Origin of the sequence: Lactobacillus sp. PV037 (genome assembly GCF_014522345.1) — a bacterium.
GTDB lineage: Bacteria > Bacillota > Bacilli > Lactobacillales > Lactobacillaceae > Lactobacillus.
This window is the reverse complement of record NZ_CP041987.1, coordinates 388,706-404,642: the sequence shown is the minus strand read 5'-3', so window position 1 is coordinate 404,642 and position 15,937 is coordinate 388,706. Positions and strand designations below refer to the sequence as shown.

Annotated in this window: 13 protein-coding genes and 1 pseudogene; 3 read left to right on the top strand and 11 right to left on the bottom strand. The window is 33.2% G+C overall.

Translation table 11 applies throughout. From position 1 onward, the window contains the following. Window positions 1-29: 29 nt before the first annotated feature. On the bottom strand, window positions 30-1,211 hold the full coding sequence (gene coaBC / locus FP435_RS02390; protein ID WP_265484183.1) for a bifunctional phosphopantothenoylcysteine decarboxylase/phosphopantothenate--cysteine ligase CoaBC: 1,182 nt from the start codon (window positions 1,209-1,211) through the stop codon (window positions 30-32). Window positions 1,212-1,455: 244 nt separating this feature from the next. Here coaBC and FP435_RS02385 point away from each other — a divergent pair, with 244 nt between their 5' ends. Together FP435_RS02385 and FP435_RS02380 are read left to right on the top strand one after the other, a co-directional pair. Continuing rightward, on the top strand, window positions 1,456-3,072 hold the full coding sequence (locus FP435_RS02385) for an APC family permease (protein WP_265484182.1): 1,617 nt from the start codon (window positions 1,456-1,458) through the stop codon (window positions 3,070-3,072). An 83-nt stretch (window positions 3,073-3,155) separates the two neighbouring features. Beyond that, on the top strand, window positions 3,156-4,379 hold the full coding sequence (locus FP435_RS02380; RefSeq protein WP_265484181.1) for a DUF4097 family beta strand repeat-containing protein: 1,224 nt from the start codon (window positions 3,156-3,158) through the stop codon (window positions 4,377-4,379). Between the two features lie 26 nt (window positions 4,380-4,405). Here FP435_RS02380 and crcB read toward each other — a convergent pair whose 3' ends face one another. The 4 genes and pseudogenes from crcB to glmS form a co-directional block, all read right to left on the bottom strand. After that, window positions 4,406-4,744: a fluoride efflux transporter CrcB gene (gene crcB, locus FP435_RS02375; protein ID WP_265484180.1), complete on the bottom strand. Its 339-nt coding sequence runs from the start codon at window positions 4,742-4,744 to the stop codon at window positions 4,406-4,408. Between the two features lie 21 nt (window positions 4,745-4,765). Beyond that, entirely contained in the window at window positions 4,766-5,140 is a 375-nt protein-coding gene (locus tag FP435_RS02370) for a fluoride efflux transporter FluC (RefSeq protein ID WP_265484179.1), read from the bottom strand. Further along, window positions 5,140-5,948, bottom strand: a pseudogene (locus FP435_RS08405) (Cof-type HAD-IIB family hydrolase). The gene FP435_RS02370 and the pseudogene FP435_RS08405 overlap by 1 nt, the downstream one beginning before the upstream one ends. 72 nt (window positions 5,949-6,020) lie before the next feature. Continuing rightward, window positions 6,021-7,832, bottom strand: coding sequence for a glutamine--fructose-6-phosphate transaminase (isomerizing) (gene glmS, locus FP435_RS02355; protein WP_265484176.1), 1,812 nt, complete (start codon window positions 7,830-7,832; stop codon window positions 6,021-6,023). Window positions 7,833-8,320: 488 nt separating this feature from the next. On the opposite strand from glmS, the gene FP435_RS02350 reads away from it, so the two are divergent. Continuing rightward, entirely contained in the window at window positions 8,321-9,967 is a 1,647-nt protein-coding gene (locus FP435_RS02350) for an APC family permease (protein WP_265484175.1), read from the top strand. A gap of 69 nt (window positions 9,968-10,036) precedes the next feature. Here FP435_RS02350 and glmM read toward each other — a convergent pair whose 3' ends face one another. Genes glmM through FP435_RS02320 form a run of 6 tightly spaced genes read right to left on the bottom strand, consistent with a single transcriptional unit; the run spans window position 10,037 to window position 15,936 of the window. Then, entirely contained in the window at window positions 10,037-11,389 is a 1,353-nt protein-coding gene (gene glmM, locus FP435_RS02345; protein WP_265484173.1) for a phosphoglucosamine mutase, read from the bottom strand. An 18-nt stretch (window positions 11,390-11,407) separates the two neighbouring features. After that, window positions 11,408-12,379 carry a YbbR-like domain-containing protein gene (locus FP435_RS02340; protein ID WP_265484172.1) on the bottom strand — a complete coding sequence of 324 codons (972 nt, stop codon included), beginning with the start codon at window positions 12,377-12,379 and terminating at the stop codon, window positions 11,408-11,410. Then, window positions 12,376-13,221, bottom strand: coding sequence for a diadenylate cyclase CdaA (gene cdaA / locus FP435_RS02335; RefSeq protein ID WP_265484171.1), 846 nt, complete (start codon window positions 13,219-13,221; stop codon window positions 12,376-12,378). The genes FP435_RS02340 and cdaA overlap by 4 nt, the downstream gene beginning before the upstream one ends. Window positions 13,222-13,259: 38 nt before the next feature. Continuing rightward, window positions 13,260-14,333 carry an ABC transporter substrate-binding protein gene (locus FP435_RS02330; RefSeq protein WP_265484169.1) on the bottom strand — a complete coding sequence of 358 codons (1,074 nt, stop codon included), beginning with the start codon at window positions 14,331-14,333 and terminating at the stop codon, window positions 13,260-13,262. Then, window positions 14,330-15,124, bottom strand: coding sequence for an ABC transporter permease (locus FP435_RS02325; RefSeq protein ID WP_265484168.1), 795 nt, complete (start codon window positions 15,122-15,124; stop codon window positions 14,330-14,332). Before FP435_RS02325 ends, FP435_RS02330 begins: the two co-directional genes overlap by 4 nt. Before the next feature lie 2 nt (window positions 15,125-15,126). After that, window positions 15,127-15,936 (bottom strand): ABC transporter permease, encoded by an 810-nt coding sequence (locus tag FP435_RS02320; protein WP_416209743.1) that lies wholly within the window; start codon window positions 15,934-15,936, stop codon window positions 15,127-15,129. Between the last annotated feature and the right edge of the window lies 1 nt (window position 15,937).

Here is a 15,937-nt window from a genome sequence, read left to right as displayed (position 1 = left end):
TTTCTTCGTTAACTTCACAATAATCCTCTCTAGAGCAATAACTCTGTCAATAATTTCTTCGCTAACTGGAATTTGTCCATCTTTGGTAAAGGTTTAATTTCTCCTTTTTTACTTAAAATAGTGACTTTATTTTGGTTGCTTCCAAAAACTCCCTGTGAAACATCATTAGCAATAATGTAATCTGCATTTTTTGAAAGTAATTTTTTTTGTGCATTCTCAATTAAGTTATTCGTTTCTGCAGCAAAACCAATTACAATCTGCCCTTGCTTTTTTTGTTCTCCCATACTTTTTAAAATATCTGGTGTCTTCTCCAACTCAAGCCTTAAATTATCTACATCAACTTTTTTCTTAATTTTTTGCTCACTATAATTCTTCACACGAAAGTCTGCAGGTGCAGCTGCCATAATTAAAATATTATCTCTTTTAAATAACGCCTGAACCTTTTTCAAAAGTTCTTCAGTACTCTTTATAGAATAAAGTTTAATATTCTCCTCTTGAGGTAAACGCGTGCTAATTTGTCCATATATCAAATCAACTTCTGCACCTAATTGGCTGGCTGCTTGAGCTAGTGCAATTCCCATTTTACCGCTAGAATTATTTCCAATAAATCGTACTGGATCTATCTGTTCTCGCGTTCCTCCTGCAGTAACTAATACTCTTTTACCTTTTAGTGGCAACTTTTTTTCAAAATAATTTTCCCACCATTGATAAACTTGTTCCGGTTCTGGCATTCTTCCCTTGCCGTTGTATCCTTCTGCTAGCTGTCCAGAGGTAGGCTCTAATATATTAATTCCATCCTCTTTTAAAGTCTTAATATTACGCTTTACAGCCTCATTTTCCCACATATGAACATTCATAGCAGGAACAATAAACTTAGAAGCTGAAGTTGCTAAAAGTGCTGTAGAAACTGCATCATCTGCTAGTCCATTTGCCATCTTTCCAATAATATTTGCATCTGCTGGAATAACAACTGCTGCTTGGGCCCAATCAGCTAATTCAATATGACTAATTTTTGATTCATTTTCTTTACTCCACAAATCATCTAGTACTGGATACTTAGTTAGAGCCGCTAAGGTCTGACTACCAATAAAATTTTTACTATTTCGTGTCATTGCAATTCGAACCTGATGCCCATTTTTTTGTAATAAGCGTATAAAATACACAGCTTTATATGCAGCAATTCCACCTGTTATATATACTGCCACTTTCATTAAATCACCTTCTATTTCTTTAATATATTATAGAAAAAACCTCTCATTAAATCACCGAATTTATTAATCCTAAAAATAATTTAATTAATGATAATTTTTCCTCTATTTTTATTAAGCAGAAAAAGTTACAATAGAAAGCGACCTCAAAAGTTGGAGGACTTTTTATGGCAGAAGATAAAAAGAATAAATCTCCTGGTACTTAATTTTGTTAGGAAAATTAAACAAAATTAAGAAAGATGGGAAAATGATTAATACAGAAAATAAAAAATATATTTCTTGGCCTACTTTAACCCTAATGGCTTTTGTAACAGTTATCGGTTTAGATGATATCATGTACAATTTCCAAAATCAGGGGATGCAGGTTATTACTTCTTGGGTTTTAATGCTCATTTTTTATGTTATTCCTTACTCACTAATGGTTGGGCAATTGGGTTCTACTTTTAGCAAAGAAGGCGGTGGACTTTCTTCTTGGGTAAGAGGAACAGATGGGGAGTTTTTAGGCTACTTTACAGCTTGGACATACTGGGCTGCTTCAATTCCTTATGCTGTTGATTCTGCAAATGAAATTATTGTTGATATTGGCTGGGCATTCACTGGCTCCAGTGATTTTCAAGATAAAATTCCTAATTGGGAATTTGCCCTACTCACCTTTGCAATGTTTATCATCTTTATTTATATTGAACATAAATTCTCTAATTCAATGGAAGTTTTAGCTACCATTGGTGGGGTGATGATGTTTGCAATGACGGCTCTTTTTGTATTTATGGCTGGTGTAGGATTAATTAAATCCGGCGGTCATATGGCAACCCAGCCCTTTACTTGGAAAACTATTATTCCAAACTTTGGTAATTTACATTACTGGACAACTATTGGGATGCTGATTTACGCTATGAACGGTGCAGAATTAGTTGCTCCATATGTTGTTAAAATGAAAAATCCAAGAATCGATTTCCCTAAAGCAATGATAGCTTTAGCTGCAATGACAGCCTTTTTAACTATTTTAGGGTCTTTAGCTCTTGGAATTTACTTTGATGCTTACCATATCCCAAAAGATTTAAAAATGAACGGATCCTATTATGTTTTTGATGCTCTTGGTCACCAATTTGGATTAGGTAAAATTTTACTTTATATTTTTGCCTGGACTTCAGTATTTTATAATGCTGCTTTACTTGCTGTCTTGCTTGACGCAATGACTAGAATGCTAATTTCCGATACTGGTGAAAAGTACATGCCAGGTTTTTTACGCAAAAAAGACAAAAACGGTTTACCAATCAATGGGTACATTTTAACAGTGTCTCTTTCAGCATTCATCATGCTCTTGGGAATCTTTTTGCCAAATATGAATGATATTTTTAATTGGCTTTTAAATCTTAATGGAATTATTTCTCCAGGAGTTACTTGCTGGATCTTTTACTCATTTATGCGAATTAGAAAACATCCTCAAAAATTCCCTTCCCAATATGTTTTCATCAAAAATAATACTCTTGCCTACCTAGTGGGCTTAGCTTTATTAATTATTACGGCAGTGGCAACCATCTTTGGAATTGCTCCTCAAGATGTACCAGCTTACAGTCACCTTTGGTGGTATGAATTAGCTATTAATATCATTGCTGTTATTGTTTTAATTGGATTAGGGGTAATTTTACCAGGAATTAGAAAACGTGAAATTGAATATGGGATAGCGTTTGACAAAACCCAATGGATTATTATATTAATCGTAATTATCGGTTCAATTATCCTCGATCTCTATCTCGGAAGTTTAACCCACCTCAATTTACGTGGTCTCTATATCTTAATTGAAGCCCTTTGTGCCCTTGGGATTTGTTGCTTCGTTGGTTCACCTGCTCCAAAAGAAAAATAAAATTAAAGATTTTGAACTCAAAGTTCAAAATCTTTTTTAGTTGATGCTATAATTAAATGTTGAATTATAAAGGAGACATATAAATGTTTGAGAAAAAAATTGACCAACTTTTTGAAAAACTTCCCCAAACTTCATCTTTAACTTATTTTCGAGATATGTTACAAACAAATCTGCAACTAATTTTAGATGAAAATCTTCAAAATGGTAAAAACAAAGCTGCTACTGATAAAAAAATTAATAAATATTTCACTACTTTGGAAAAAGTTTTTTCTCAAGTTACTCCTGATACTTTAGAGCGCTTAAATACGACTGATATTGATAAATTTCTTTCTAAAATTTTTGATTTAGAAATGGTGAACGAACTTCACTTAGAGCTTAATCAAATTGATGAGTTACATTTAAACTATCGATTTTGCGATTTAATTATTCTTCCCAGCTTTAATGATCAAGCTGTTTTACAAGACTACATGTCTCGTGATATTCCTAAGCTTCATTCCACTATCGAAAAAATTGGAAATGTTATTAAAATTAAACAAGGGCCACGAAAATTAGTTGGTATTTTTAAAGCCAAAGTTTTACTTTTTCTTCCTAACAGTTATACTGGATTTTTAAGTATTAGAAACCAAAGTGGTCATACTTCTGTTTATCGCTTACGGAGCCAAGGATTACTTGATATTACAGGAATTAGTGGAAATCTTTTGCTAAAAAATCTCCATGTCAAACGCCTACAAGCGGATTCTAAATCTGGTAATGTTCACTTAGAAGATTGTAATGCAGAGTCGGTCCATATTAATTCTCATTCAGGTGAACTTGTAATTGATACTTTAAAAGTTCTTGGACAAGAGGACGATGCCTCTTTTACTACAAATAATGGTTCTATTACCCTACATTATGTTTCTGCAAACCAACTTTATTTAGCAACTAAGTCTGGTACCCTAACTTTAGAAAATTGTCAGGCTCTGCTCAGTAAAATAAATACTAATTCTGGCAATGTTAAAATTACAGAATCTAACCTTAATAGTAGAATTACTACCCAGTCTGGTAATATCAAGGCTCTCCTTTCAGACCAATTTTCTTCTAAGATAGCTTTAACTACTAAAACTGGCAATATAAAAATTAAGGCTAGCCCTAATTTATTATTTACTTTTTCAATTTCTTCCATCAAAAATATCTCTAAACTACCTTTAGAATCAATTATTTTTGATAAGGGGAGCGATGATATCGATGGATATGTTGGTAATGAAAATGCAAAAGCTAACCTTACCCTTAAAACTATAAGTGGAAAAATTAAAATCACTGATGAATAAAAGAGAATTGCCTAGGCAATTCTCTTTTATTTTCCAATCCAATATCCAATAAATACCAATCCTAATCCAACAAAATAGGACAAAAAGAAATAAAGTGAAAAAGCTACATATCTGCGACTTTGCCATTCTTTTAACAACTCTACATTTAATGTCGAAAATGTAGTATATCCTCCCAATACTCCTGTTCCTAATAAAGCATAGATAAATGGAGAGAGATTTTTAGCATAAACTACTCCTAGTAATAAAGCTCCACTCAAATTAATTAGTAGGGTTGCATAAGGTAAAAACGTTGACCAATGCTTTTTGCCGTAGTTAGTAATCGCATATCTAAGAACTGCCCCTAATATTGCACCTATTCCTGCCAAAAAATTGTTTGTATCACTGCTTTATTTCACCCTTCTACCTGCTAATTTGCCGACCATCATTCCTAAGTTTGCTAATCCAAAACCTATAATAATTGAAGCAAAAAAGTAAACCCAGGCTGTAGTCGATTGAGGACTTTGAAGTTGTTTCAAAGTATCTAAGTGAAAGCTAGAAAACGTTGTAAACGCACCAACAAATCCTGTCATTAATCCAGTTGTTAACCATTGAGGAGCTTTTTTATTTATAAAAAAATAAGTAAAAAAAGCTAATAAAAAGCAACCTACTATGTTAACAATGAAAGTTCCTAAAAGCGACCATATAATATTTAAATATGCTCGCAATGCTCCTCCAAAAAATGCAAAAAAGCCTACACTTATATAATTTTTTGCTTTTGTCATTAAAACACCAATCTTTCTAAGGCGTAGGCTATCCCATTATGATTATTTGTTCTAGTAACAAAATCTGCCTTTTCTTTAATTTCTTCGATAGCATTTCCCATGGCAACTTTTTTAAAGGCTGGTACTGAAAACATTGATAAATCGTTACTTTGATCACCAAAGATCATTACTTCATCTTCTTTTATTCCTATTTTTTTTGCTAGCTTTTTTAAAGCATTTCCCTTAGAAGCAGTTTTTGAATTCAATTCAAATAAACTAGGATCAGAAGTAGAAGCATTGTAATCTTTGAAATCTCCCCAGTTTATTTCCTTCAAAAATTCTTCTATTCTTTTCGGACTCCCTGTATACATCCCTTTTACAAATGTGAAATCCCCAGGTATTTTTTCAAAATCTTCTACCTTTATTGGCATCTTTGTCAGCCAACTTTCTTGTGAAAGATAAATATTAATAATTTTATCTAAAGTTACAAAATGATCCTCTAACTCAACGTGAAAAGGCATTTTATATTTTTAGCTAGTTCCAAAAAATATGTGAAATCTGCAAAATTCAAAATATCTTTCACAATTTCTTTACCTTCCAGATCAAAAACTAATGCTCCATTAAAGGTAATTGCATATTGTTTGTCACCCTGTAACTCTAATTCTTCTAAATATTCTTTTACTCCTGGAAATGGACGCCCTGAACAAGGCACAATACTAATTCCCATCTTGGCAGCTTTTTGTAAAGCTTTTTTTGTTGCTTCACTAATTTTATGATCTGATGTTAATAAAGTACCATCTAAATCTACCGCAATTAATTTTATAGCCATAAAATCCCTCTTTCCTATACTAAAATTATACAAAAAAAACGCTCTTATTTAAAAGAACGCCTCTTTTGAAAATTATTCAACTGTAACAGATTTAGCTAAGTTTCTTGGCTTATCTACGTCTAATCCCTTATTTTTAGAAGCAAAATAAGCTAATAATTGCGTTGGAATAGCACTTACCAATGGAGACAAGTAATAATCAACCTTTGGTAAAACTACATCGTCGCCTTCTTTAGCAAAATCCTTGCCTGCAAATACCATTACATTAGCTCCGCGGGATTCTACTTCTTGAATATTACCACGAGTTAAATCGGCAGTAGCAGGATCATTGATAATTGCAATTACTGGAGTCCCCTTTTCAATAAGGGCAATTGTTCCGTGCTTCAATTCAGCAGCAGCAAAACCCTCAGTTTCAATGTAAGAAACTTCTTTTAACTTCAAAGCCCCTTCAAGTGCTAAAGCATAATCAACTCCACGGCCAATGTAGAAGGCATTGCGAGTATTAGCCAAAAACTTCTTAGCTAATTCATCAATTTTTTCTTTTCCATCAACTAACTCTTGCATTCCTTCTGCAACTAAAGCTAATTGATGTTTTAAATCAAAGTTTTTAGCAACTTCTAAACCTTTTTTCTCTCCCACTGCTTTTGCTAAGATTGCTTGAACAGCAATTTGAGCAGTGTAAGCCTTTGTAGAGGCCACTGCAATTTCTGGACCAGCTTCAAGAAGCATAGTATAAGTAGCTTCACGTGAAAGAGTTGATCCTTCGACATTAGTAATAGTCAAACTTGGCAAGTTACGTTCATTTACTTGCTTTAAAACAACACGTGAATCTGCAGTTTCACCTGATTGTGACAAGAAGATAAAGAAAGGTTTTTTAGATAATTTAGGGAAGTGATAACCAAATTCAGAAGCTAAGCCAACTTCTACCGGAATATCAGAATATTCTTCAATTAAATTCTTACCTACTAAACCAGCATGATAACTTGTGCCAGCAGCCAAAATGTAGATTCGATCACTTTCAGACATTGCATCTACAATTTTTTGTTCTACTCTTACATCACCATCTGCCCCAAAATAAGTTTGAGCCAAGCGACGCATTACTGCAGGTTGTTCATCAATTTCTTTAAGCATGTAGAATTCGTAAGTACCCTTAGAAGCAGCATTTGGATCAATATTTAAAACATGAGACTCCCGTTTTTGAACTTCACCATCTACATTCTCAATTACATAAGAATCCTTGGTAACATCCGCAACATCGCCATCTTGTAAATCCACAAACGTCTTTGTTTGATCTAAAACGGAAATTGCATCTGAAGCAATAATGTTGAAACCATCACCTAAGCCTAACATCATTGGTGCTTTATTTTTTGCAATGAAGACATGACTAGGGTTAGTGTTATCCACTAATAAAAACGCATAAGATCCACGAACTAATTTTAAAGCTTCTTTGAAGGCTGAAAAACCATCTAAGTTCTTTTCACGCGCAATCTTAGCTACTAATTGCACAACTACTTCAGTATCAGTAGTTGACTTAAAGTTTACTCCTTGTAAATATTTTTCCTTTAGTTCAGCATAATTTTCAATTACACCATTATGAACCAAATAAAAACGTCCATCTTCTGAAAAATGAGGATGAGCATTGTCTTCAGTTGGCTTTCCATGAGTTGCCCAACGTGTATGACCAATTCCGACCATACCTTCTTGATCTGGAGTTAATTTAGCTTCAAGGTTACTAATTCTACCTACTGCTTTTATTAAGTATTCGTCACCTTGCAAATCGTTTAAGTAGATACCGGCCGAATCATAGCCACGATATTCTAAGTTCTTTAATCCATTTAAAATTATTTCCTTAGCAGGTTTTCCAACCACACCAACAATACCACACATAAGTTTTCTCCTTTTTGCCTAAACAATTATTAAAATTGGTCTAGACTGTAATTTTTAATTAAAAAATTGTTGTCAGTACTGTTATAATAGTAAATTATTTTGTTTAGGTCAAGCAAAATATAACAAATTATTTAAAATTGGTCTAATTATATTTTTTATTTTAACGATTTACATAATCGTTTTATTTGTTTTTTGGATTTTATTGCTCTATCATCGAATATAAATAGGTATACGAATTAGTACCCTGTTTTAATAACGTATTACTTTCTAATTCATTAATATAAATAATTGTTTGTGATGAAGAGGTGACTTCACTCTCTTCTACCCTCTATTATTTATTTTTTGAGAAAGGGACTTAAAATTAATTGGCTTTAATTTTAATTTCTTAGACTACTTTTGTTACCACTAACTTAAAGTTCTGTTTAACCATCATGGTACTTTCATTTTTAGGAAGTTTTTAGTAATAAAATGAAATGGAAGTGTTTTTTATGCCTTCAGATTCGGAAAAGGCAAAAACTAAACGAATTTATATTTCTGTTCTTGCATTGACTTTAATGAATGTTACTATCATTGCAGGAATTGGTAATGATGTTCAACAAGCCTTCTATGGCTTAACATCTGTTACTTACTTTGCGATTGGTGCGATTGCATTTTTTATTCCAACTGCATTAGTCGCTGCTGAACTAGCATCTGGTTGGAGTAACAGAGGAGGTATTTTCCGCTGGGTTGGAGAAGGTCTAGGAAAAGGTTGGGCTATCACCTGTCTTTTAATTTTGTGGTTCCAGACCATGATCAACTTTGGAATGGGGATGCCAAGCTATGCCGCTACTATTCTTTTCTACACCCCGATGTATAAAAAGGCGGTTCAATTTGCTCAACATCCACAACATGAAGTTTTAATTATGACTGGATTTATAATTTTATATTGGGTGCTTACATTTATAGCCACTAAGGGGGTCAAAGCTTTTGCTCGTGTTGCAAAATACGGAGTTTTAATTGGTACCTTTATTCCTTTAGCACTAATGATTATTTTAACAATCGTTTGGTTATGTCAAGGGCACCAACCCGCAATTCCAATGACTCCTAAGGGTTTAATTCCTAAATGGAACGGCATGGGAACCCTTGCTTTGGCAGCTGGTGTCTTCTTCTCATATACTGGGATTGACATGAATGCAGCTCACATTAAGCAATTAAAACATCCCGAAAAAGATTTTACTAAAGCAATCTTTATTTCAATTATTTTAGTATTCTTAATCTTCGTTGTCGGAACTGTCATTATTGCCATGGTTGTCCCTGAAAAGCAAATTAATGTTATTTACACCTTAAATACTGTCTTCAGAACTTTAGGAGCCACGATTGGTATTCCATGGTTATACATGGTCCTTGTCTGGGCTGGTTTATGTAATGTTTTAGCCAGTGTTATTACCAACATGGCTGGTCCTTCTTTTATGCTTGGACAAGCTGGAGGGAGTGGCTTTTTGCCTGACTGGTTCCAAAAGAAGAACAAACATGAAATGCCTTCTCATTTAATGTATACACAAATTGCTGGTATGACCATTATTGCTTATCTAGTTAAGCTTTTACCAAATGTTGAAGGTTTCGTAATTATGTTAACCCAAACAATTACTGTGTTATACATGTTTTATTATGTATTAATGTTTATTACTTTCTTAAAACTTCGCTACGATCAACCTAACCGCCCTCGAGCATTTAAAGTTCCTGGTGGAAAATTTGGGGCATGGCTAGTAGCTGGTTTAGGATTAATTTCTTGTGTATTTGGTATTGTATTAGCAATTTATCCGCCTGCACAAGTCAAAGCAGAAGTTGGTTCTCCAATAACATATGTAGTAGTTATCTTGGTTTTAGTTGCTGTAATTTTAGGAATTTGTTTCATTATGTACCAACTATCCAAGCATCACAATTGGGTAGATCCTACTAATAAATTTGCTCCATTTACTTGGGAAATTGAAGGCCTCAAAAAGCCTGGTAAAGTTGAATCAAATGTTCCTACAGAACTAATGTCTAAAGGTCAAAATCCAATGGGAATGCCTATTAAACGTCCGTACAAGCCAAATGAAATGGTTTCTAAGAAGATAGTCGAAGAAGACCTTAAACATCCTGATCTTGAATCATAAATAGAAGTATAATAAAAAGCTGTAAAAGTGACGTCACTTTTACAGCTTTTTATTATAGTTAGATCTTTATTAGTTACCCATTTCTTCACGAACGATATCTGCAACTTCTTCACAATATTTATCCGCTAATTCTTGAGTTGGGGCTTCAGTCATTACACGAAGCATACTTTGAGTTCCAGAAGGTCTTACAAAAATACGTCCTTCATTGCCCAATTCTTTTTCAACATGTTCAATTGCCTGTGTAATCTTAGGATAATTTTTCCAAGTATTCTTATCCTTAACTGGAACATTAATTAAACGTTGAGGATATTCCTTGAAATCTTTTAACAACTCACTTAAGGATTTGCCAGTATCTTTCATTACATAAAGTAGATGAAGACCTGTAAGCATTCCATCTCCAGTATTGTGATAGTCACTAATAATTACGTGACCTGATTGTTCTCCACCAAGGTTATAACCATTTGCACGCATTTCTTCAGAAACATAACGATCTCCTACTTGAGTACGGATATTCTTGATACCCTTTTTTTCTAAAGCTTTAGTAAAGCCAAGATTACTCATTACTGTAGTTACAATTGTATCTTTCTTTAAGCGACCATGTTCTGCTAAATAGCTTCCGATAACATACATAATATGATCACCGTCAACTTCATTACCATTTTCATCAACAGCTATACAACGGTCTGCATCCCCATCAAATGCAAGTCCTAATTGAGCACCTTGCTTTACAACTTCTTCTTGCAATTTTTCAGTGTGAGTAGCACCTACATGATCATTAATATTTAAGCCATCTGGATGAGTAGCAATTGTAGTGAAATCAATGCCAAGATCCGCAAATAAACGAGAAATCAAGGCACTTGATGCACCATTTGCCCCATCAACTACTACCTTAATTCCACTTAAATCTTCCGGCAAAGTATTTTCAATGAATTGTAAATACTTAGAAGCTCCTTCATGGTAACTAGTTACTGTGCCTAGTCCTTCTGCTGATGGACGTGGAAGATTGTCTTCACTTGAATCAATTAAAGCTTCAATTTCCTCTTCTTTTGCATCTGATAATTTTAACCCATCACTACCAAAAAACTTAATACCATTATCTTCAACTGGATTATGAGAAGCGGAAATTTGAACTCCTGCATCTGCGCCTTGAGCTCTTACTAAATAAGATAAACCAGGGGTAGTAATAACTCCTAATTCTAAAACTTCAATTCCAACAGAAAGCAATCCTGAGATTAATGCATATTCAAGCATTTGTCCTGAAATACGTGTATCTCTTGAAACTAAAACTTTAGCTCTCTCACCTGGCTTTTTGTCCTTAGTTAAAATATATCCACCATAACGACCTAATTTAAACGCCATTTCTGGAGTTAAACCTTCATTGGCTACTCCTCTTACACCATCTGTACCAAAATATTTAAGCATAATTATAGACACCTTTCTTTAATCACTTTTTTTATGTGAAGATTGTAAAACTTCAATATTAACCTTAATTTCTTTAGGATCGCTTTCTTTAATTCCTTTAGGCAAGACTAACGGAATTGTCTTTTCAGTATTAGAAGTAATAGATTTCAAATTTACATCTACCGGTAATTCCTTAACTGTCTTTAAACTATTTTTAGTACCATATAAAGTTACAGTATTTTTATCAGCATTAATAGAATATTTTTTATTTCTGTCCTCATTACTTGTCTTTAATTTTATTTTTACACTTTTATGAGGAAGATAAATTGGAATACTAATATTTGCCGTTAGCGGATCAATTACTACATTTAATTGTCGATTCTTAGAATCTACAGCTGTTAAAATTACTTCCCGACTATACGTAGTAGCTTGGCCCTTAGTCAAGACCGCTTTTGCCCTAATATGATCAATTTGATTGACCTCGCCTTGTGCACCAGTAACACGCACTAGTCTAGGAGAACTCTTAGGTGTACCAACCATGTAATTTTTAGCTATAGCACTCTTATTATACTCTATTTGAACAGGAAAAGTTTGGGATTTTCTCTTTTGAATATTAACTTTTACCAGTTTAGGTTGAAGGGTTGCTTTTACTTGCGAGCTCATTCCATTTAACTGAATCTTTACCTGATGCGAACCTGGTTTTAAATTACTCAAATCAATAAAAGCTCGAAAGTTCCGTGTATTAATAATTGAGGTAACTAAGGCGTTTGCTCCTTTTAAAGTTACACTAACTTTATCAGGATAGCCCGTAACATAATACTTATCTGTATCTACAGAGACTTGCAAGGGTACTTTGATAGTCTCTGTTGTGGTAGCTGTTGTCATCGTAACTGATTTTTTCCCTTGTGGGAAAAAACCTTGTTGATTCCAATTAATATAAATTGCTAATAAAATTGCTAAGACCAACGCTACAGCTCGATAAAACCAGGGACGATCTAAATTTTTTTTCATTTATGCGACCCCCAATACCAAATTCGATTAATAATTTTTTGATACCATTTAGGTTCTTCAGTTTTTTTAGCGGGAACAAGTTGGGCACGTAGATACTTCAAATATTCTTCTCTACTCATATCTAACATTAACTGACTATTACGAGTAAGGGTAACTCCACCAGTTTCTTCAGAAACTACAATTGTGATTGCATCTGTTACTTCTGAGATACCTACCGCAGCTCGGTGGCGTGTGCCAAGTTTTTTAGGAATTGTTGTACTATCAGATAAAGGTAAATAGGCAGCTGCTACTGCAATCTTTCCATCTCTAATTACAACTGCTCCATCGTGTAAGGGTGTATTAGGAATAAAAATATTAATTAGTAATTCTCCCGTAATATCAGCATCGAGTGGGATTCCTGTTTCAATATAATCTTCTAAACCTGTATGTTGTTGTAAAGTAATCAGAGCACCAATTCTTCTTTTTGACATATACTGAATTGCTTTATCCAATTCTTCAATCATTTTCTCTGAACTTTGTTTTTTATTTGCATTCGCCCCTCCAAAAATTGGCGACCTTCCTAAATGTTCAAGCCCACGTCGAATTTCTGGTTGAAAAATCACAATAATTCCAATCACTGACCAAGATAGAATTTGATCTACAAAATAAGTTAAAGTATGCAGATTCAAAAATCCTGCCACTATCCGGACTAAAATAATTAAAGAAATTCCTTTGACTAATTGGAGAGCTTTTGTTCCTTTTACCAGCATAATTAAACGATAAATGATATACCAAACAATTAGAATATCAATAATATTCATTAAATTTTGCCAAGTAAAAATATTTCCAATATCAAACTTCACTTGATCCCCTCACTTTCTTTTTATATCTTACCGTATTATTAACGAGCGTACATCTTAAATTCTAAAAATAAATCATTATATTCTTGAATCTTTTTCGGACCTAAATCTTGATAAACTTGTAAATTTTTCATTGCTTGCATTGATGGATAAAATTGCTTATCATTTTTTATCGTCTTCGGTAATAATTTCTGCGCTGCTGTATTAGGAGTAGCATAGCCAATATATTCAGCATTTTGAGCCGCATTCTTAGGATTTAACATAAAATTAATAAATTTTTGTGCTCCCGTGACGTTTTTAGCAGTTTTAGGAATCACAAAATTATCAAACCAAAGATTCGAACCTTCTGGTGGAACTACATAATGTAAACGTTTATTTTCTTCTAGCATTGTTCTTGCTTCTCCCGACCAAGTTACTCCCACCGCCGCTTCATTCTGAATCATATACATTTTTAACTCATCAGAAATTATTGCCTTTACATTTGGGCCTAATCCATCAAGCTTAGCCTTAGCTAATTTTAACTTTAAAGAATTAGTGGTATTCATCGAATTTCCCATTGAAGCTAAAGATAACCCCATGATATCGCGTGCTGAGTCTACTAATAAAATATTATGACGATAATCTTTTTTCCAAAGATCATCCCAGTGTTTAATAGCACCCTTTTTTACATATTTATCATTGTAAACAATTCCTAAAGTTCCCCAAAAATAAGGAATTGAATATTCATTATGAGGATCAAAAGAATGGCCTAAGAATTCATGTCCAATATACTTAAAATTAGGTATTTTTTTAGTATCAATTTTATCAAGCAAGTTTGCTTTCCGTAATTTTGCAATCATATAATCAGAAGGCACTGCAACATCATAAGAAGTCCCACCCTGCTTTAGTTTTGTGTACATTGCTTCATTTGAATCAAAGGTTTCATAGGTTACATGATAACCTGTTTCCTTTTCAAATTTTTTAATTAATTTTGGATCAATGTAATCTCCCCAATTGTAAATGATAAGATTCTTACTATTTTTTGTAACACCTACTTCACTTAACCGATGGACTACAAATTCTAGTCCTAAACAAAGGACTAAAATACTACAAATCCCAATAATTAGCTTCTTCACTTATTCTCCACCTTCTTTTTCCTCTTTTTTAGACTTACAAAGTAATACCCAAATACAATTAGCATTACCAAGACAAACATAATTGTACTTAAAGCATTAATTTCTAAGTTAATCCCCTGTCTTGCACGTGAATATATTTCTACTGAGAGCGTCGAAAAGCCATTACCCGTTACAAAGAATGTAACAGCAAAATCATCTAATGAATAAGTCAAGGCCATAAAAAAACCTGCTAAAATTCCAGGAGTTATTGCTGGAAGAAGAATTTTATTAAAAATTTGCAGACTACTTGCTCCTAAATCTTTTGCGGCATCTATTAACGATGAATCAAATTCATATAATCGTGGTAAAACCATCAACACCACTATTGGAATTGAAAAGGCAATGTGACTAAGTAGGACTGATACAAAGCCTAATCCTATTCCTAAAGCAGTAAAAAAAATTAAAAAACTTGCTCCAATAATTACATCAGGCGACACCATCAAAATATTATTTAGAGCTAACAAAACTCCTTTAGTCTTTTTATTACGAGTTTCACTAATTCCAATTGCTCCCAAAGTACCAATAATTGTAGCAACTACACTAGAAAGCAAAGCTAAAATAATAGTTTGTAAAAAAATAGCTAATAACCTAGTATCCGTAAAGAGGTCCCGATAATGATCCCATGTGAAAGTTTTAAAATGATCCATATTTTGCCCACTAGAAAAAGAGAAGTAAATTAAATAAAAAATTGGTAAATATAGTATAAAAAGTACTAATCCAAGATATAGGCGTGACCACTTAATTTTTTTCAATCTCAAATTCCTCTCTTTTGTTTTTTAGCTGCTGAAGAAGTAGTCGTAAGCATCACAATAACCATCAAAATAATTAAAACTACTCCAATTGTAGAACCCATTGGCCAATTCATTGTTGTCATAAAATACTCTTCAATTGCTGTTCCTAAAGTAATTACTCGATTTCCCCCAATTAATCTCGTTAACATAAAAAGAGATAAAGATGGGATAAAAACTGCTTCAACCCCAGCTTGTACTCCTGATTTAGACAAAGGCCAGAGAACCTTTTTCAAAGTTTGCCATCTATTAGCTCCCAAATCTCTGGCAGCCTGTAAAATAGCTGGATCGACATCTTTAATTCCATTATAAATTGGTAAAATCATGAACGGTAGTTCAATATAGGCGGCTACAAAAATAAAGGCTGCATTTGTAAATAAGATATTTGCTGGTCCAATTCCAAATAGATCTAAAAAATTATTCAATAATCCATTTTTTCCAAAAATACCAATAAAAGCATAAGCCTTCAGTAAGAGATTAATCCAAGTTGGTAAAATAATTATTAAAAGCCAAAATTTTTGGTTCTTCATCTTACTTAAAATATAAGCTACAGGATAAGCAATCAGCAAAGTTAACAATGTCACTAAAAATGCATACCAAAATGAATTAAAAGTCATTCTCAAAAAATTACTATTACTAAAAAATTGAGCAAAATTACTTAAAGTAAAACCATCACTTCCAGTGAAAGCATTAACTACAATTAAAATAATTGGGGCAATCACAAATAAAAGTAACCATAAAAAATAGGGAACCAAAAAGATAGCTTTTCTCTTCATT